The 17,850-nt window shown below is 52.6% G+C and carries 15 protein-coding genes, 2 tRNA genes and 1 pseudogene; 6 read left to right on the forward strand and 12 right to left on the reverse strand.

Annotated elements, in window-relative coordinates; genetic code table 11:
* Positions 1–66 precede the first annotated feature (66 nt).
* Together ACP3TC_RS09195 and yeaG are read right to left on the reverse strand one after the other, a co-directional pair.
* On the reverse strand, positions 67–1,347 hold the full coding sequence (locus ACP3TC_RS09195; RefSeq protein WP_313852231.1) for a YeaH/YhbH family protein: 1,281 nt from the start codon (positions 1,345–1,347) through the stop codon (positions 67–69).
* A gap of 92 nt (positions 1,348–1,439) precedes the next feature.
* Positions 1,440–3,374, reverse strand: coding sequence for a protein kinase YeaG (gene yeaG, locus ACP3TC_RS09200; RefSeq protein WP_313852230.1), 1,935 nt, complete (start codon positions 3,372–3,374; stop codon positions 1,440–1,442).
* 440 nt (positions 3,375–3,814) lie between these two features.
* On the opposite strand from yeaG, the gene ACP3TC_RS09205 reads away from it, so the two are divergent.
* Both ACP3TC_RS09205 and ACP3TC_RS09210 read left to right on the forward strand, forming a co-directional pair.
* Entirely contained in the window at positions 3,815–4,564 is a 750-nt protein-coding gene (locus tag ACP3TC_RS09205) for a MipA/OmpV family protein (protein ID WP_313852229.1), read from the forward strand.
* A gap of 81 nt (positions 4,565–4,645) precedes the next feature.
* Positions 4,646–5,497 (forward strand): annotated as a pseudogene (locus tag ACP3TC_RS09210) (aldo/keto reductase).
* A 34-nt stretch (positions 5,498–5,531) separates the two neighbouring features.
* Here the strand turns inward: ACP3TC_RS09210 and ACP3TC_RS09215 are convergent.
* Positions 5,532–6,410: a D-hexose-6-phosphate mutarotase gene (locus tag ACP3TC_RS09215; protein ID WP_313852226.1), complete on the reverse strand. Its 879-nt coding sequence runs from the start codon at positions 6,408–6,410 to the stop codon at positions 5,532–5,534.
* Between the two features lie 81 nt (positions 6,411–6,491).
* Positions 6,492–7,490 carry a glyceraldehyde-3-phosphate dehydrogenase gene (gapA, locus tag ACP3TC_RS09220; RefSeq protein WP_313852225.1) on the reverse strand — a complete coding sequence of 333 codons (999 nt, stop codon included), beginning with the start codon at positions 7,488–7,490 and terminating at the stop codon, positions 6,492–6,494.
* A 342-nt stretch (positions 7,491–7,832) separates the two neighbouring features.
* On the opposite strand from gapA, the gene msrB reads away from it, so the two are divergent.
* Together msrB and ACP3TC_RS09230 are read left to right on the forward strand one after the other, a co-directional pair.
* Positions 7,833–8,243 (forward strand): peptide-methionine (R)-S-oxide reductase MsrB, encoded by a 411-nt coding sequence (gene msrB, locus ACP3TC_RS09225; protein ID WP_426818068.1) that lies wholly within the window; start codon positions 7,833–7,835, stop codon positions 8,241–8,243.
* A 4-nt stretch (positions 8,244–8,247) separates the two neighbouring features.
* Positions 8,248–8,529, forward strand: a complete 282-nt coding sequence (locus ACP3TC_RS09230; RefSeq protein WP_313852223.1) for a YeaC family protein — start codon at positions 8,248–8,250, stop codon at positions 8,527–8,529.
* 35 nt (positions 8,530–8,564) lie between these two features.
* Here ACP3TC_RS09230 and pncA read toward each other — a convergent pair whose 3' ends face one another.
* The 3 genes from pncA to sppA all read right to left on the reverse strand — a co-directional run bounded on the left by pncA (position 8,565) and on the right by sppA (position 12,195).
* Positions 8,565–9,173, reverse strand: a complete 609-nt coding sequence (gene pncA, locus ACP3TC_RS09235) for a bifunctional nicotinamidase/pyrazinamidase (protein ID WP_426818069.1) — start codon at positions 9,171–9,173, stop codon at positions 8,565–8,567.
* An 18-nt stretch (positions 9,174–9,191) separates the two neighbouring features.
* Entirely contained in the window at positions 9,192–10,205 is a 1,014-nt protein-coding gene (ansA, locus tag ACP3TC_RS09240) for an asparaginase (RefSeq protein WP_313852221.1), read from the reverse strand.
* A gap of 133 nt (positions 10,206–10,338) precedes the next feature.
* Positions 10,339–12,195, reverse strand: coding sequence for a signal peptide peptidase SppA (gene sppA / locus ACP3TC_RS09245; RefSeq protein WP_313852220.1), 1,857 nt, complete (start codon positions 12,193–12,195; stop codon positions 10,339–10,341).
* A gap of 175 nt (positions 12,196–12,370) precedes the next feature.
* Here sppA and ACP3TC_RS09250 point away from each other — a divergent pair, with 175 nt between their 5' ends.
* Positions 12,371–12,922, forward strand: a complete 552-nt coding sequence (locus tag ACP3TC_RS09250; protein ID WP_313852219.1) for an NAD(P)H nitroreductase — start codon at positions 12,371–12,373, stop codon at positions 12,920–12,922.
* 243 nt (positions 12,923–13,165) lie between these two features.
* Positions 13,166–15,082: a DNA topoisomerase III gene (locus ACP3TC_RS09255; RefSeq protein ID WP_313852218.1), complete on the forward strand. Its 1,917-nt coding sequence runs from the start codon at positions 13,166–13,168 to the stop codon at positions 15,080–15,082.
* A 54-nt stretch (positions 15,083–15,136) separates the two neighbouring features.
* Here the strand turns inward: ACP3TC_RS09255 and xthA are convergent, their stop codons facing one another.
* From xthA to ACP3TC_RS09280, 5 genes are all read right to left on the reverse strand, one after another.
* Positions 15,137–15,943, reverse strand: coding sequence for an exodeoxyribonuclease III (xthA, locus tag ACP3TC_RS09260; RefSeq protein WP_426818070.1), 807 nt, complete (start codon positions 15,941–15,943; stop codon positions 15,137–15,139).
* Between the two features lie 134 nt (positions 15,944–16,077).
* Positions 16,078–16,162 (reverse strand) — tRNA-Tyr (locus ACP3TC_RS09265).
* Positions 16,163–16,218: 56 nt separating this feature from the next.
* Positions 16,219–16,303, reverse strand: a tRNA-Tyr gene (locus ACP3TC_RS09270).
* A 148-nt stretch (positions 16,304–16,451) separates the two neighbouring features.
* Positions 16,452–17,300 carry a formyltetrahydrofolate deformylase gene (gene purU / locus ACP3TC_RS09275; RefSeq protein WP_052900153.1) on the reverse strand — a complete coding sequence of 283 codons (849 nt, stop codon included), beginning with the start codon at positions 17,298–17,300 and terminating at the stop codon, positions 16,452–16,454.
* Positions 17,301–17,365: 65 nt separating this feature from the next.
* The gene (locus tag ACP3TC_RS09280) at positions 17,366–17,824 is read right to left on the reverse strand and encodes a YchJ family protein (RefSeq protein ID WP_313852215.1); all 459 of its coding nucleotides are present in this window, start codon (positions 17,822–17,824) and stop codon (positions 17,366–17,368) included.
* Positions 17,825–17,850 lie beyond the last annotated feature (26 nt).

The raw sequence follows: 17,850 nt of genomic DNA on the forward strand, positions 1-17,850 counted from the left end.
CTTCCCTTCGGCGGGGATGCAGACTCAGGCACCGGCGGTGAGAATGCCGGTGCCTGAATCTGCCAGTCAGTAACTCTCTTCAGCCTGTTTGTGAAACAGCTCACGAAATACCGGATAAATATCTTCCGGCTCACGGATATGCTGGATGGCAAAATTGCCGAACTGGGCTTGCAAATGCTCGTATTCACGCCATAGCGTCTGATGCGCCCGGCGGGTGATTTCAATGTAGGTATAGTAGCGCACCACCGGCAGAATATTCTTCGCCAGAATTTCATGGCACAGCGGCGAATCATCTGCCCAGTTATCGCCATCGGACGCCTGCGCAGCGTAGATATTCCACTGCGTTGGGTCATAACGCTCTTTCACCACCTCATCCATCAGTTTCAGCGCGCTGGAAACGATGGTGCCACCGGTCTCCTGCGAATAGAAGAACTCCTGCTCGTCGACTTCTTTCGCCTGGGTATGATGGCGGATATAGACCACTTCGACATTTTTATACGTCCGGCTCAGGAACAGATAGAGCAGAATGTAAAAACGCTTGGCCATATCTTTGGTCGCCTGATCCATCGAACCGGAAACATCCATCAGACAAAACATTACGGCCTGGCTGGACGGCTCAGGACGCTTCTCAAAGTTTTTGTAGCGCAGGTCAAAGGTGTCAATAAACGGCACTCTGGCGATACGCGCGCGCAGCTCGGCAATCTCTTTACGCAGCCGTTCCTCTTCCAGTAACTGGACAGGTTCCGCTTTTTCAACGTCTGCCAGCGCTGTTTCCAGTTCACCGAGCATCCGGCGTTTTCCGGCGGTCATAGCCGTGCGTCGCGCCAGCGAATTTTGCAACGAGCGTACGACGCTGATATTTGCCGGCACGCCGTTGGCGGTGTAACCGGCACGATGAGTTTTGTATTCATTCAGCTGACGATGCTGATTTTTTCGCAGGTTTGGCAGGGCAAGATCTTCAAATAACAGGTCAAGATATTCATCTTTCGAAATCTGAAAAACAAACTCATCCTGACCTTCACCGTCCTGGCTGGCATTACCCTGGCCGCTGCCGGAACCTCCGCCGCCACCTTGTGGACGCTCAACGCGGTCATTCTGCACAAAATGGTCGTTACCGGGATGAACGCGATGGCGATGACCGCCGCGTCCCTGATGGAAAATCGGTTCGTTGATGTCATCCACCGGAATAGAAACCGATTCACCACTTTCAACGTCGGTAACCGAACGCTTATTGATGGCCTCGGAGATCGACTGCTTGATTTGCGACTTGTAACGACGTAAGAAGCGCTGACGATTCACCGCGCTCTTATTTTTGCCGTTAAGTCGCCGATCGATAAAATAGGCCATAGGTCCCCCAAACAACTTTGCAAGCAGGTCGGGCGAACCCGACCTTTCCGATTTCACATCCTTGCGTGTTCTGAGCTCACATGACAGTCAGGTTAAGACGATTTACGCACCCGCAGATACCATTCGCACAGCAGGCGCACCTGCTTACGGGTATAACCTTTTTCCATCATACGGTCGACGAAGTCATCGTGCTTCTTCTGTTCATCCGTGGATGTCTTGGCGTTAAAGGAAATAACCGGTAACAGCTCCTCGGTATTAGAGAACATTTTCTTCTCAATAACCGTGCGCAGTTTCTCGTAGCTGGTCCAGTTTGGATTCCGGCCGTTATTATGCGCCCGGGCGCGCAGCACAAAGTTGACGATTTCGTTACGGAAGTCTTTCGGGTTACTGATACCGGCAGGCTTCTCAATTTTTTCCAGCTCCGCGTTCAGTGATTCGCGATCGAACAGCTGACCGGTATCCGGGTCGCGATACTCCTGATCCTGAATCCAGAAGTCAGCATAGGTAACGTAACGATCAAAAATATTCTGCCCGTACTCTGAGTAAGACTCGAGATAGGCGGTCTGTATCTCTTTACCGATAAATTCAGCGTACTTAGGAATCAGATAGCCTTTCAGATGCTCAAGGTATTTCTCCGCCTGATCCTGCGGGAACTGCTCGCGCTCAATCTGCTGCTCCAGTACGTAAAACAGATGCACCGGGTTAGCCGCCACTTCGGCGTGGTCAAAGTTAAACACCCGCGACAGGATCTTAAAGGCGAAACGTGTCGACAGGCCATTCATCCCCTCATCAACCCCGGCGTAATCACGATATTCCTGATACGACTTGGCTTTTGGATCGGTATCTTTCAGACTTTCGCCATCATAGACGCGCATTTTTGAGTAAGTACTGGAGTTTTCTGGCTCTTTCAAACGCGACAGGATCGAGAAACGCGAGAGGGTTTCCAGCGTGCCTGGTGCGCAAGGAGCATGGGTCAGCTCACTGTGGTTCAGTAACTTCTGATAAATTTTGATCTCTTCAGAGACCCGCAGGCAGTAAGGCACTTTGACAATATAAACACGGTCAAGGAACGCCTCATTATTTTTATTGTTGCGGAACTGTACCCACTCGGATTCGTTGGAGTGCGCCAGGATAATACCGTTAAACGGCAGGGCAGAGATGCCTTCGGTACCGTTGTAGTTACCTTCCTGCGTGGCGGTCAGTAACGGATGCAGCACTTTGATCGGCGCCTTGAACATCTCGACGAATTCCATGATGCCCTGGTTAGCACGGCATAGCGCGCCGGAGTAGCCATAAGCATCAGGATCGTTTTGCGCATGGTTTTCCAGTTTACGGATATCCACTTTACCAACCAGCGCTGAAATATCCTGGTTGTTCTCATCACCCGGCTCGGTTTTAGCAATTGCCAGCTGCTCAAGAATTGATGGCCAGACTTTTACCACTTTAAAGCGGGTGATATCACCGCCGAAATCGTGCAGCCGTTTTGCCGCCCATGGCGACATAATGGTGCCAAGATAACGACGCGGCACGCCATACTCTTTCTCCAGAATATTGGCGTCTTCCTGCGGATTAAACAGACACAGCGGGTGATCGTTGACCGGGCTGCGTTCGCCGTCTGCGCTCAGCACATAGATAGGCACGCGCTGCATCAGCGATTTTAACCGCTCGGCCAGAGATGATTTACCGCCACCTACCGGGCCCAGCAGGTAGAGAATCTGTTTCTTCTCTTCCAGCCCTTGCGCAGCATGTTTCAGATAAGAGACGATCTGTTCAATCGCTTCCTCCATCCCATAGAACTCTTCGAACGCCGGATAACGTGCGACGACACGATTGGAAAACAGGCGGGAAAGGCGTGGCTCAAGAGCAGTATCTACCATTACCGGCTCACCGATAGCCATTAATAGTCTTTCTGCCGCGTTGGCGTATGCACTGCGATCTTGCTTACAGGTGACAAGAAATTCCTGCAGTGTGAACTCTTCGTCCTTGGCAGCTTCATAGCGCTGACGATAGTGATCGAATATATTCATAGCGATGCCCGTCCTTTCGTTTTTAGCACAGGTAAAAGGAGCGTAATAGAAGAACTGGTTGCTCCCGGAAAATATTCTTTACTGAGTACAGCAACCCTTATGCCAACCTGACTTTTTTTATCGGCGTACATAATTATTGTGGTTACTTTTCCCGCACAAACTTAAGCCTTATGTTCACTGTAGATGGCATTGAAAAAAATTTCCTCAGCCGCATGCCATTTTTGATGAGATTTCAATAACAAAGTCACAAATCTTCTAAGCGAAACCCCTCGTCTGATGCGGCCTCAGGGCAATTTGTAAATAAGCGATATCAATCTTTAAGCACTTCTGGCGGATTAAATTGATTCTGAGTGCTGCTAAATATGTAAATTTCTCAACAGCGGCTCACACAATGGTTACACTTAGAGACCTGATTGTTATATTTATGGAACGAATAAATTGTGAACCATTTCAAAGTTAGCGCGCTTGCTGTTCTTTTACCTTGTTGTTTTACGGCTTTCTCCGCGTCAGCTGCGCCACTGACCCTGGGAGCGTCGGTACTCTACTCTGAAAGCCCTTACCGCAGTGGTCAGGACCGTTACTATCCGGTGCCGATCATTAACTACGAAGGAGAAAGCTTCTATTTCCGTAGTCTGCAGGCCGGTTACTATCTGTGGAAAGACCAGCAGGATCAGCTGTCATTGACCGTGCTTGGCTCACCTCAAAACTTTGATCCGGATGACGTCGATGACGGCGATATGAAAGAGCTGAACAAACGCCGCATGACGCTGATGGCCGGTGTTGCTTATCGTCACACCGCCGACTGGGGTACGGTTCGTACCACGCTGGTGGGCGATGTGCTGAACAACAGCAACGGTATTATCTGGGATCTCACCTATCTCTATCCGTTCCAGTTTGGCGACCTGCGCGTCACTCCGGGTATTGGTGCACTGTGGAACAGCTCGAATCAGAACCAGTACTATTACGGTGTGTCCAGCGGCGAATCTGCACGTAGCGGAATCGATCGTTATGATGCCGATGACAGCTGGAGCCCATACGTTGAGCTGAGCTTTGATTACAAAATCAATCAGAACTGGCGTGCTAACCTGGTCGGTCGCTATACCCGCCTGGGCGATGACATTAAAGACAGCCCAATGGTTGATACCAATTCTCAGGCGCTGGTCTGGACCGGTCTTAGCTATACCTTTTAACTAAAAATCATGCACTACACTGGGGCGCTTTGCGCCCCTTTGCACTTTTTGAGTGCTCGTTATTGGTGCAGGGAGGATGTTATGCGGCGTACAGTGACTTTTTCCGATGCCATTACTTTACCGGCCATCGGCCAGGGCAGCTGGTATATGGGTGAAGACCCGCATCAGCGTCAGCAAGAGGTCGCAGCGTTACAGGCCGGGCTGGAATGTGGCCTGACGCTGATTGATACCGCCGAGATGTATGCTGATGGCGGTGCCGAGCAGGTAGTGGGGGAGGCATTAGCTGGACGGCGTGATACCGCCTGGCTGGTCTCCAAGGTCTATCCGTGGAATGCGGGCGAAATTGATGCAGCAGAAGCCTGTGAGCGCAGCCTGCGCCGTCTGAAAACGGATTATCTCGATCTCTATTTGCTGCACTGGCGCGGTAATATTCCGCTGGAAGAGACGCTACGCGCGATGGAAAATTTGCAGCGGCAGGGCAAAATTCGCCACTGGGGCGTATCCAATTTTGACAGCGAAGATATGCATGAGCTGTGGTAAGAGCCGGGCGGAGAAGCCTGTGTAACGAACCAGGTACTGTATCATCTGGCATCGCGTGGTATTGAATATGACTTGTTACCCGAGTGTCAGCAGCGTCAGATGCCGGTGATGGCATATTGTCCGCTGGCACAAGCCGGCCGCTTACGTCACGCGCTAATGGATAATCCAATCCTGAATGACATTGCACAACAAAAGCGCATCAGTGTCGCTCAGTTGCTGCTGGCATGGGTTATCCGCAATGACGGGGTGATGGCGATTCCAAAAGCCAGTTCGGTGGCTCACGTTCGGGAAAATGCTGCGGCGTCAGAGGTGACGCTGACCCGCGAGGATCTGGCCGCGATTAATCTGCAATTCCCGCCGCCAGCAGTAAAAATGCCGCTCGACGTGGTGTAAGGTAATAAGGCGACGGTGAGTCGCCCCTGAATCATCAACTCTTTTTTCGCACCCGCAGGGTGGTGGCAAGGCGCGCAGGTTGCTCACAGGCACTCTTCATCGGCTTGCTGATATGGGCAGTCTCGACGCAAACAAACTTTTTATAACCGTCATTAGCCATATCGGCCATGCTGCAGGAAAGTTCTGCACCCGGATTCCACGTGACAACGTCACTATGATAGTGATGGTACACTTCAATAAAGCGATCGCCTGCTTTGTCGGCTATCACGCTGCAATCTTCAGGCTGGTTATAAATGCGGTCAACGCGGCCGGCATAGCGCTGTTTACCGTTGTCAGCATGTCCGCTCACGCCGTCAGCCACCTTATCGATAAAGCTGTTACCCAGCCCGCTGACTTCAACGTCGGCGATATCCGCGACGGCAAAGTAGCTGTGCAGCGCGGCAGTGGCCTGATAATCACCGTGAGCCTCCAGCTCAATCTCACAGCGTTCGCCGAAGCGGAAGCGGGCAAACAGGGTGAAATCATGCGGCCAGAGCTTTTTCGTCTGCTCGTTGCTTTCCAGCACCAGCGTCAGCATCGCGCTGTTTTCATTCTCGTCATGGGCAGACAGCGTCCACGGGAGATTACGTGCAAAACCGTGCGCGGGTTCACCGGCCGGGCCAAACCACGGCCAGCAGATTGGCACTCCGCCGCGAATCGCTTTGCCGGCAGTAAACGGGGTTTTATCGCTCAGCCAGATCACTGGCTTCTCACCGCTCGGTTGCCAGGCAATCAGTTGTGCGCCCTGCAAGGTTACGGCGGCACGCACCTTCGGATGACTGATCACAATCACCGGCAGGTCGCCAATCTGGCGTTGGGAAAGATAAGGCGTGATTTGGTTAATAACCGGAAGCGAAAAGAGTTTCTCGTTCATGATGAACCCTATTTTATGCAGATACTGACGATAAAAAAGGGCGACCGTAGTCGCCCTCTGTAATCAGCTTTTCAGCATCGCTTATTTTTTAGCGATGTGAGCAACCAGATCCAGTACTTTGTTTGAGTAACCAGTTTCGTTATCGTACCAGGAAACCAGTTTCACAAAAGTGTCGCTCAGAGCAATACCAGCCTTCGCATCAAAGATGGAAGTCAGGGTTTCGCCGTTGAAATCGGTAGAAACCACTTCATCTTCGGTGTAGCCCAGAACGCCTTTCATTTCGCCTTCAGCCGCGGCTTTGATTGCTTCACAAATTTCTTTGTAAGAAGCAGGCTTAGCCAGACGTGCAGTCAGGTCAACTACAGAAACGTTAGGCGTTGGAACACGGAACGCCATGCCGGTCAGTTTGCCGTTCAGCTCAGGAATCACTTTACCTACTGCTTTAGCTGCGCCAGTAGAAGAAGGGATGATGTTTTGAGATGCGCCGCGGCCGCCGCGCCAGTCTTTGTGAGACGGGCCGTCAACGGTTTTCTGCGTTGCGGTAGTCGCGTGAACGGTGGTCATCAGTGCTTCAACGATACCAAATTTGTCGTTGATTACTTTAGCCAGCGGTGCCAGGCAGTTAGTGGTACAAGATGCGTTAGAAACGATATCCTGGCCAGCATAAGAAGCATGGTTCACGCCCATTACGAACATTGGGGTGTCATCTTTAGAAGGACCAGTCAGCACAACTTTTTTCGCGCCAGCTTCGATGTGTTTACGAGCAGTTTCGTCGGTCAGGAAGATACCAGTTGCTTCAGCAACAACATCAACACCTGCTTCGTTCCACTTCAGATTAGCCGGATCGCGCTCAGCGGTAACACGGATGGTTTTGCCGTTAACAACCAGATGGCCGTCTTTGACTTCCACGGTGCCTTTGAAACGGCCGTGAGTTGAGTCATATTTCAGCATGTAAGCCATGTACTCTGCGTCTAACAGATCGTTGATTGCAACGATTTCAACGTCAGAACGTTCCTGAGCAGCACGGAAAACAATGCGACCGATGCGGCCAAAACCGTTGATACCTACTTTGATAGTCATATATTCCACCAGCTCGTTGTTAGTGAATAAAAGGTTGGCTGTAAAATTACAAAAACCTTACCAGGCGTCAAGCGGAATCGTGTCAATTGTTGCGACAAATCAATCCTTCGAGCAGGAATTATTCATCTTAAAACACACTCCGTGACGACAGATAACGTTACACATTGGGGCTGACAGCCCGAATATAAAGGGGTGACAGTGCCAAAGGGTGATCCGTATCACAATTTTTAGTGCAGCTTGAATTGTGACGGGCAGAGGCACGAAAAATTCACCTGTACTTGTTAAGTGTTTGTTAGAATACTAGCTGATTTTTCCAGAATAACACTGCCAGAGACTATCATTATGGCTAAAGATTTGACCAGACTTACACCCGAAACCGAGCTGAACGAAATGCAGCGCTATGTGACGCAACAGCGGGGTACTGAACCGCCGTTCTCCGGCGCGCTGTTGCATAACAAAAGTGATGGCATTTATCACTGTCTGGTATGCAGCGCACCGCTGTTTCTCTCCGAAACCAAATATGACTCCGGCTGTGGCTGGCCAAGCTTTTATCAGCCCTACAGCGATGAGGCGATCCGTTATATCGAAGATAACTCACACGGTATGCAGCGCATCGAAATTCGTTGCGGCAGCTGCGATTCGCACCTCGGTCATGTGTTTCCGGATGGCCCGCAACCCAGCGGCGAGCGCTACTGTGTTAATTCTGCCTCACTGAGTTTTACCGATGATGACGGCAAGCAAACCAAAGGGTGAGCTGATGCAAAAAGACCTGAATGAGATGATTGCGGCGATGACGCCAGACGTTTACCAGCGGCTGGTAACTGCCGTTGAACTGGGTAAGTGGGCAGATGGCGTGGCGCTGACTGCGGAGCAGAAAGAGAACTGCCTGCAACTGGTGCTGCTGTGGCAGGCGAAGAATAACCACCAGCCGCAGCATATGAGCATCGGACCGGATGGACAGATCGTCACCAAAACCAAGCAGCAGTTGAAAGAAGAGTTTGGTATCAGCCCTGACACCACGCGAATCACTCTGCAGTAAAGCTGACAGCGGGCTGATTTATTCAGCCCGTTGATTTAACTGATAATGGCACCCGCGGCGGCCATTTCTGCCAGCGCATGGTCACTGTCTTCTGCCGCCAGATTAACGCCGCGACAGCCTGCGCGTACCACCTCGACCTGATAACCGAGCGTCAGCGCATCCAGCACGCTGAATTTAACACAGTAGTCAGTGGCCAGCCCGAGGATCACCAGTGAGGTGATGCCGCGGCTTTTCAGCCAGTTATCCAGTTCGGTTTTGCACCGGTGACCGTTATCGAAAAAGGCGCTGTAGCTGTCCGTTAAGGCGTCCTGGCCTTTATAAAACACCGCCTCAATCACCGACGTGTCGAGCGCCGCATGAAACTGTGCGCCGTGGCTGTGCTGGATACAGTGATCCGGCCACCAGATTTGCTGCAGGCCGTTAAGCTCACCAACGGTATGCTGCGGCTGACCCGCTACTGAAGCAAAACTACCGTGGTTGGCAGGATGCCAGTCCTGTGAGGCGACAACCGCTTCGCCACACTGATAAAACGCTGCCGCCAGCTGGTTCGCCACGGCGATAGTGGCATCACCGTCATTGACCGCCAGCGCGCCGCCAGGGCAGAAATCATTTTGCAAATCGATCAGCAGTAAAGCGCGTTTCATCAGGCATCCTTAGTTGTTTCAGTTTGGGGTAAGTTCACCGCGCAGATTGCTCTGCATCAGCTGACGCACTTCGTCAGTGGAGAAGTTCTGGCTCAGCAGAAAGTGCAGTTTGGTCAGTGCCGCTTCCACCGTCAGATCGAAGCCGCTAATCACGCCGGCGTGAGCCAGCGCATTGCCGGTGGCGTAGCCGCCCATATTCACCTTTCCGGACATGCATTGCGTCAGGTTGACCACCACAATACCGCGTGCCGCCGCATCTTTCAGTTCGTTGATGAATTCAGCATTTTGTGGCGCATTACCGACGCCGTAGGAGCGCAGAATCAGCGCTTTTACCGGCTGACGCAGGAAGTTACGCACTACTTCGGCGGAAATTCCCGGATAGATGGTAACGACGCCAATCGGCTGCGGTGAAGTCGGATGAACAATTAATTCACCTTCACCTTGCGGGGTGGATGGGGTATTCAGGCGACGAATATGAATGCCGGCTTCCAGCAGCGGTGCCAGGTTAGGCGAATCGAAGGCATTAAAGCCATCGGCATGTGCTTTGGTAGTGCGGTTGCCGCGAAACAGGGTGTTATTAAAAAATAGCGTCACTTCATTAATCGGATAATTAGCGGCAACAAACAACGCGTTCAGCAAGTTTTGCTGGCCATCAGATCGCAGTTCTGCCAGCGGAATCTGTGACCCTGTCACAATGACCGGCTTCGCCAGATTTTCCAGCATAAATGACAGTGCTGAGGCGGTGAATGCCATCGTATCTGTGCCATGCAAAATAACGAAGCCGTCATAGGAATGGTAATTTTTCTGAATGTCGTCCGCAATCGATTGCCAGTCTTCCGGCGTCATATCGGAAGAGTCCATCAGCGGCTGATATTCATGGATGGTAAAGTCAGGCATTTCCGGGCGGTGAAACTCAGGCATGTTCGCCAGCTGAGTTTGCAGATGGCCGGAAACCGGAATGTAGCCGTGCTCAGAGCGTTGCATACCGATGGTGCCACCGGTGTAGGCTACATAAATTGATTTTTTTTGCATTATAAACGGACTCAACAACTTGCCATAAAGGACAACAGTATATTACTTCAGTGCAACGGCGAAAATGCCGCTGCACTGGCGGGGGTCTCAGAAACGGAATACGGGAGCGATTAATGCCCCCGTAACAGAGAGATTAACGTACGTCGCCGCAGGTCAGGCAAAGTGCGTAACGGTTTTGCGGATCGTTCATCTCATCGAACAGCCCAGGCTGTTTTTTCAAGTCTGCCACCACATCAGCCATTGGCGCTGGCAGCCAGGCTTTCAGCATGCCAGGCAACGAGGCGCGAACAGAGACGTCGAACTGGCTCAGCAGCGCATCAAACAGCGTCGGCTGATCTTGTGACCAGATCAGCTGATAATCTTTCAGCTTCGCCAGTTCGGCGGCTTTTGCGACCGCATCATCGAAGTCACCCAGTTCATCGACCAGACCATTCGCTTTAGCATCGCTACCGGTCCAGACGTGGCCTTGCGCGATCTGATCGATCTGCTCAGGGGTTTTATGGCGGGACTTCGCTACCAGGTCGATGAAATTCTTATAGCCGTTTTCGATAGTCAACTGCATCAACTGCTGAACTTCCGGCGGCAGCGCCTTCGTTAAGGCAACATCGGCCAGTGGGGAGGTGGCCACGCCGTCGGTATGCACGCCAATCGCGCCCAGCGAGTTTTCCACGGTATTGATAACGCCAAAGATGCCGATAGAGCCGGTCAGCGTACTTGGGCTGGCGATAATATAGTTGGCAGGCGTTGAGATCCAGTAGCCACCGGAAGCGGCCATGCCACCCATCGACACCACTACCGGCTTACCGGCTTCACGTGCGGCGGCCAGCTCTTCGCGGATCACTTCCGACGCTGACACGCTGCCGCCAGGACTGTTAACGCGCAGAATAATCGCTTTGATTTTTGCATCCAGACGCGCATCGCGAATCTGCTTCGCGGTGGTATCGCCACCGACCTGACCCGGCGTTTCTTCTCCATCCATAATCGCGCCATTTGCCACTATTACCGCGATATTGCCATTCTGATTGCTGTTATCGTTTAACGGATAATCATAGATACTGATGTTATTGTATTGATTATCCTGTTTATTCAGGCCGAAGATTTTCACCAGCTGCTGATCAACCAGCGCGCGTGATGCCAGTTCATCGACCAGTTTGTTGTCTTTGGCATACTGTGCAGTATCGCCGCCAACTTTCTGCAGGCCATCCAGCACGCCTTGCGCACCGGGGAACAGCTGTTGTGTCGTAAGCTGACGGTTGGCCGCAATGGTCTCAAGGTAGTTATTCCACAGTTCACCGATCCAGCGGCTGTCGGCATCGCGCGCGGCAGGGGACATATCGTCGCGCAGGAACGGTTCTACCGCCGACTTATAGGTGCCGACGCGGAAGACATGCGAGGTAACCTTCAGCTTCTCCAGCAGCGTCTTATAGTAGAGGCTGTTAGTGGCGAAACCGTGCAGATCTACATTACCCTGCGAGGAGAGCCAGACTTTATTGGCAAAGCTGGCGAGATAATATTGCGCCTGGCTGTAGCTGTCGCCAGTGGCATAAATCGGTTTGCCACTGTCGCGGAATTCACGCAGTGCTTTGCCGATATAGTGCAGAGAAGGCTGGTCGGCACCGGCGAAATCGCGCAGTTCCAGAACCATACCGGTAATGTTGTTATCATCTTTTGCCTGACGAATGGCGTTTACTACGTCGAACAGTGAATTCTCTTTCAGCCGGTCGCTGCTGGCACCCAGTAGCTGGCGGCCAATTTTGCTCAGTCGGTTACTGACCGAAGGCTGATCCACCACTACGCCGGTTAGATCGACTTTTAATGCGCCGCGCGGCACTTCAGCTGGCGCGTTGGCGCTGTTGATCTGGAAATAAATGCCAACGCAAATAAGGATCAAAAAAATCAGGAACAGGTTAAGAATGAACTCACGCATAAAGTTCATTACTCGCCATGTCCATTTAAAAATACCAGCGATAATTCGCCACAAAGTGCGCATGTCATCTCCATATTCGCAGAGTAATAGCCCGGAAGCCTTAGCTCCCGGAGGATGAGCTCATCCTAAAGAGCGCCAGCCCAATTGTCAGCAGGAAAAAGCACTATGCTGTAACAAAAGGTCAGCCTGTGTTAGTTTGCTGGCAAAAGTAAATGCAACTCATTATCAGGAGGCATTCATGGATGCACTGGATTTATTGGTCAATCGTCGTTCTGCATCACGCCTGGCCGAGCCCGCTCCGGCCGGTGAAGCGCTGGAAAATATTCTGCGCGCCGGTATGCGCGCGCCTGACCACGGTACGCTGCAGCCGTGGCGTTTTATCGTGATTGAAAATGAAGGGCGCGATCGTTTCAGTGCACTGCTGGAGCAAGCGGCGCGCCATGATCATATGGAGCAAAAAGCGATTGATAAAGCGCAGCAGGCGCCGTTCCGTGCGCCGATGATCATCACGGTGGTGGCCCATTGCGAAGACCATCCAAAAGTACCGCGCTGGGAACAACTGGTTTCTGCTGGCTGTGCAGTAATGGCGATGCAGATGGCCGCGGCGGCGCAGGGATTCAATGGTATCTGGCGTAGTGGTGCCTGGACCGAACATGCTGCGGTGCGCGACGCTTTCCACTGCCGTGAGCAGGATGCGATTGTCGGCTTCCTCTATCTTGGCACCCCGCAGCTGAAATCTTCCACCACGGTTCTTCCTCCTGACACCGCACCCTTTGTCAGTTATTTCTGAGTGACTTTTTCCACCGCAGCATGCAGGGTTGTCAGCAACCCTGTTTTCGTCGGCTTAATGAGCGAATAAACCACCAACGGTGAAGACGGGCTTATCACCGTTGGCTGAACACGCTAACATAGCGGCGGTAATGCGACGATGGAGTAAACCTAATGGAATACCTGGCTGACGAGCGGCTACGGATGTGCAGCAAACATGCATTGACTGAGATGAAACCGTGAAGCAAAAGGTTAAAGCGAAATAATGCGCCTGTTTATTGCCGAAAAACCGAGTCTGGCGAGGGCGATAGCCGATGTGCTGCCGAAACCCCATCGTCGTGGCGATGGCTTTATCGCCTGTGGTAACGATCAGGTGGTCACCTGGTGTGTTGGTCACCTGCTGGAGCAGGCACAGCCCGACAGCTACAACAGCCGCTATGCGCGCTGGTCGCTGGCCGATCTGCCGATTGTGCCGGACAAGTGGCAGTTGCAGCCACGTCCTTCCGTTGCCAAACAGCTTAATGTGATTAAAGGCCTGCTGGCGAAAGCCAGCGAAGTCATCCATGCCGGTGACCCGGATCGTGAAGGGCAGTTGCTGGTGGATGAAGTGCTGGATTATCTGGCACTGCCTGCCGAAAAGCGCGAGAAAGTGCAGCGTTGCCTGATAAACGATCTTAACCCGCAAGCGGTAGAGCGGGCGGTCAGCCGCCTGCGCGAAAACCGTGAATTTATTCCGCTGTGCGTTTCTGCACTGGCGCGGGCGCGTGCAGACTGGTTGTACGGCATCAATATGACGCGAGCATACACCCTGCTGGGGCGTAACGCCGGTTACGATGGCGTGCTGTCGGTGGGCAGGGTGCAGACACCGGTGCTTGGACTGGTGGTGCGCCGTGATGAAGAGATTGAAAACTTCGTCGCCAAAGATTTCTTTGAAGTCAAAGCGCATATCGTGACGCCAAAAGATGAGCGCTTTGTCGCCCTGTGGCAACCGAGCGACTCCTGTGAGCCTTACCAGGACGAAGAGGGGCGTTTGCTGCATCGGCAATTAGCGGAGCATGTGGTAGCGCGTATCGGCGGACAGCCCGCGATTGTCACCCAGTATAATGACAAGCGTGAAAATGATACGGCGCCGCTGCCGTTCTCACTTTCCAGTTTACAGATTGAGGCTGCGCGCCGCTTCGGCCTGAGCGCGCAAACGGTGCTCGATACCTGTCAGCGACTGTATGAAACCCATAAGCTGATCACCTATCCGCGTTCTGACAGCCGCTATTTGCCGGATGAGCATTTCGCGGGTCGCCATGCGGTACTCAACGCCATCAGCGTGCATCAGCCGGATTTAACCCCGCCAGCGGATTTCGATACTGACAGAAAAAATCGCTGCTGGGACGATAAAAAGGTCGACGCTCACCACGCAATCATTCCCACCGCGCGCAGCAGCCAGACGCGCCTGAGTGAAAACGAAGCCAATATTTATGGGCTGGTTGCCCGCCAGTATCTGATGCAGTTTTGCCCGGATGCGGTTTATCGCAAATGCGTAATTGATCTCGATATTGCTGGCGGTAAATTTGTGGCTAAAGCACGTTTCCTTGCCGAAGCGGGCTGGCGTGCGCTGCTTGGCAGTAAAGAGCGTGACGAAGAGAACGACGGTACGCCGCTGCCGGTGGTAAAAAAGGATGATGAGCTGCTGTGTGAACGCGGTGAAGTGGTGGAGAAGCAGACGCAGCCGCCGCGCCCGTTTACCGATGCCACCTTGTTGTCGGCAATGACCGGAATTGCACGCTTTGTGCAGGATAAAGATCTGAAGAAGATATTGCGTGCTACCGACGGCCTGGGGACTGAAGCGACGCGTGCCGGTATCATCGAATTACTGTTCCGCCGCACTTTCCTGTACAAAAAAGGGCGCTATATTCACTCGAGTGAGGCGGGGCGTGCGCTGATTCACTCACTGCCGGAGATGGCGGCGCGGCCGGATATGACAGCACAGTGGGAATCCACGCTGACTAAAATCAGTGAAAAGCAGTGTCGTTATCAGGACTTTATGCATCCGCTGGTGGAGACGTTGTACAGCCTGATTCATCAGGCGCGTCAGCAGCCAGCCGCCCATGCATTTCGCGGATTGCCCGCTGCGAGCAGCAGTAAAAAGCCGCCGCGTAAAAAGACGAAAGCCAAGGCCGCCGGCTAATCACAGCATCAGGACATTCCCGCTGACCGCCTCTGGCGCTCAGCGGGAGGGCTGTCAGAGGCGGAATTCTGCCCAGATTGGCGCATGGTCAGAAGGTTTTTCCATGCTGCGGATATCGTAATCGATGCCGGTGGCGACGCAGCGCTCTGCCAGGGGTTTGCTCGCCAGCACCAAATCGATACGCAGACCGCGATTATCATCAAATCCTTTCGAGCGGTAGTCAAACCACGAGAAACGGTCATTCAGCTCGGGGTTTTGTGCCCGCCAGGTATCCACCAGGCCCCAGTTCATCAGGCGATCCATCCATTCGCGCTCTTCCGGCAGGAACGAGCACTTGCCGGTGCGCAGCCAGCGCTTACGGTTCTCTTCGCCGATGCCGATATCCAGATCGCTGGAACTGATATTCATATCGCCCATGATTACCACCGGATTCTGCGGCTGCAGGCTCTGCTCAAGATAATCCTGCAGATCGCGATAGAACTTATCTTTGGCCGGGAATTTGGTCGGATGGTCGCGGCTTTCTCCCTGCGGGAAGTAACCGTTAATCACCGTCAGATTGCCGATCGGCGTTGCCAGCTCCGCCATGATCAACCGGCGCTGTGACTCTTCGTCATCGCCCGGAAAGCCACGGCGCACGGAAATCGGTTGCTCTTTGGTCAGCAGTGCCACGCCATAATGGCCTTTCTGGCCGTGATAGAAGACGTGATAGCCAAGTTTACTGACCTCTTCCAGCGGGAACATATCATCGTGAACTTTGGTTTCCTGCAAACCAATAACGTCGGGTTGATGCTGCTCGATAATCGCTGCAAGCTGATGTGGGCGGGCGCGCAGCCCATTGATATTAAAGGAAACGAATTTCATTTCAGTTGCCATTTCGCGAGGAAAAAGATGGCCGGATGGTAGCAGAATTTAACCGTGGCTGTCACCGTTTGTCGCGGTGTTACCGGGTATCGTTGCAATAGAGTCATGCGAGAAAACAGGGAGTAACGCTGAAATGGTGGTGGGGGAAGGATTCGAACCTTCGAAGTCGATGACGGCAGATTTACAGTCTGCTCCCTTTGGCCGCTCGGGAACCCCACCAGGGGAAGCGTCTTACCGTTATAGCAGGATAATCAAACTGACGTGGCGTCAGCAGATGGTGGTGGGGGAAGGATTCGAACCTTCGAAGTCGATGACGGCAGATTTACAGTCTGCTCCCTTTGGCCGCTCGGGAACCCCACCACTGGCCTGGCTACTATGCTGGTAAGCGGGGCGCATCATATCAAATGAAGCGTGGCTGTAAAGTACTGGATAAAGGAAAGTTTATCGTTTGCCGTTTTTTTACCCGTAGCGCTGAATTACCCAGCAAAACAGCGCTACCGGTGATCGATTACAGGATGATAGTGCGGTTGCCGTAAACAAATACGCGCTGCGCCAGCACTTTATCCAGCGCGCGGCTCAGCACGTTTTTTTCCACATCACGCCCGGCGCGCATCATATCTTCTGCGGTGTAATTGTGGTCGACGTGAATCACGTCCTGCATGATGATCGGGCCTTCATCAAGATTATCGTTCACGTAATGCGCCGTGGCGCCAATAATCTTTACGCCGCGTTCATAAGCCTGATGGTAAGGACGAGCACCAATAAATGCCGGCAGGAACGAGTGGTGAATATTGATGATTTGATTCGGGTAGCGTTGCACAAATGCGGGTGTCAGCACGCGCATATATTTAGCCAGCACCACGTAATCAGGCTGATAGCGATCAATTTCTGTCGCCATGTTGTTATCGTGCTGTTCACGCGTCATGCCTTCATGGCTGACCAGAACAAACGGAATATCAAAACGCTCCACCAGCGTGCGCAGGGTTTCATGGTTGCCAATCACCGCCGCAATTTCAACGTCCAGACCACCGTAAGTGCTTTTCATCAGCAGATCGCCAAGGCAGTGGGCCTCTTTGGTCACCAGAATGACCACCCGACGACGGCCTGCCGCACCCAGTTCGCGCACCGAGCCTTGCGGCAGCGCGCTGTCGAGATCGGCCAGCAGCGTGTTGTCGTTGAAAATTCCTTCCAGCTCGGTGCGCATAAAGAAACGCCCGGTGCGGTGATCAACAAATTCGTTGTTCTGCACGATGTTCAGTTCGTGCTTGTAACAAATGTTGGTGATTTTAGCGATCAGCCCTTTGGCATCCGGGCAAATAGTCCGTAAAACTTTTCGTTGCAGTGTTTGCGCTTGCATTTGTTTATGGATCCTGTCGAAGCGTTTGTTCGTTTATCAAACATCAAATCTAAACGGCAATAATTCTATTGGCCGCAACATTTTTTGTATTTTTTTTCACCGCCGCACGGGCAACGATCGTTTCGTCCCACCTGTGGAGTGGTACCGTCGATATAGTACCAGCGATGATCCTCCCGAATAAAGCGCGAGCGTTCATGAATGGCCGCAACACGCTGATTGTCGAGGAAACGCGCAAAAAAAGTCACGAAAGCTTCATTATCATGGCTTCCTGTCTCCTGAGCGATTACATTCAGACTAAGCCACTCGGTGCTGGCAAAACTTTCCTCAAGTACACTTTGCAATTGTGCTTGTCGACAACTACTGTGCCAGGTGGCAGCAAGATAAGCGGCATCCTGTTTAACATAGGCGGTATAACGCGAGCGCATTAATTTTTCAGGGGTGGACGGAATTGCCGACCCACTCAGCCATGGCTCGCAACATAGGCTATACTGCATTCCGCTACAGCACGGGCACTTTTCAGACACATGAACTCCGGGTTGTCAGATAACAG

This window comes from Winslowiella sp. 2C04, assembly GCF_050037805.1.
Lineage (GTDB): Bacteria > Pseudomonadota > Gammaproteobacteria > Enterobacterales > Enterobacteriaceae > Erwinia > Erwinia toletana_A.

Coding starts and splice junctions, on each gene's coding strand:
- msrB (WP_426818068.1), top strand. CDS start 7,833: ATGGCTAAAGATTTGACCAGACTTACACCCGAAACCGAGCTGAACGAA.
- ACP3TC_RS09250 (WP_313852219.1), top strand. CDS start 12,371: ATGGATGCACTGGATTTATTGGTCAATCGTCGTTCTGCATCACGCCTG.
- ansA (WP_313852221.1), bottom strand. CDS start 10,205: ATGCAAAAAAAATCAATTTATGTAGCCTACACCGGTGGCACCATCGGT.
- purU (WP_052900153.1), bottom strand. CDS start 17,300: ATGCAAGCGCAAACACTGCAACGAAAAGTTTTACGGACTATTTGCCCG.
- yeaG (WP_313852230.1), bottom strand. CDS start 3,374: ATGAATATATTCGATCACTATCGTCAGCGCTATGAAGCTGCCAAGGAC.
- ACP3TC_RS09230 (WP_313852223.1), top strand. CDS start 8,248: ATGCAAAAAGACCTGAATGAGATGATTGCGGCGATGACGCCAGACGTT.
- ACP3TC_RS09215 (WP_313852226.1), bottom strand. CDS start 6,410: ATGAACGAGAAACTCTTTTCGCTTCCGGTTATTAACCAAATCACGCCT.
- gapA (WP_313852225.1), bottom strand. CDS start 7,490: ATGACTATCAAAGTAGGTATCAACGGTTTTGGCCGCATCGGTCGCATT.
- sppA (WP_313852220.1), bottom strand. CDS start 12,195: ATGCGCACTTTGTGGCGAATTATCGCTGGTATTTTTAAATGGACATGG.
- ACP3TC_RS09195 (WP_313852231.1), bottom strand. CDS start 1,347: ATGGCCTATTTTATCGATCGGCGACTTAACGGCAAAAATAAGAGCGCG.
- pncA (WP_426818069.1), bottom strand. CDS start 9,173: ATGAAACGCGCTTTACTGCTGATCGATTTGCAAAATGATTTCTGCCCT.
- ACP3TC_RS09255 (WP_313852218.1), top strand. CDS start 13,166: ATGCGCCTGTTTATTGCCGAAAAACCGAGTCTGGCGAGGGCGATAGCC.
- xthA (WP_426818070.1), bottom strand. CDS start 15,943: ATGAAATTCGTTTCCTTTAATATCAATGGGCTGCGCGCCCGCCCACAT.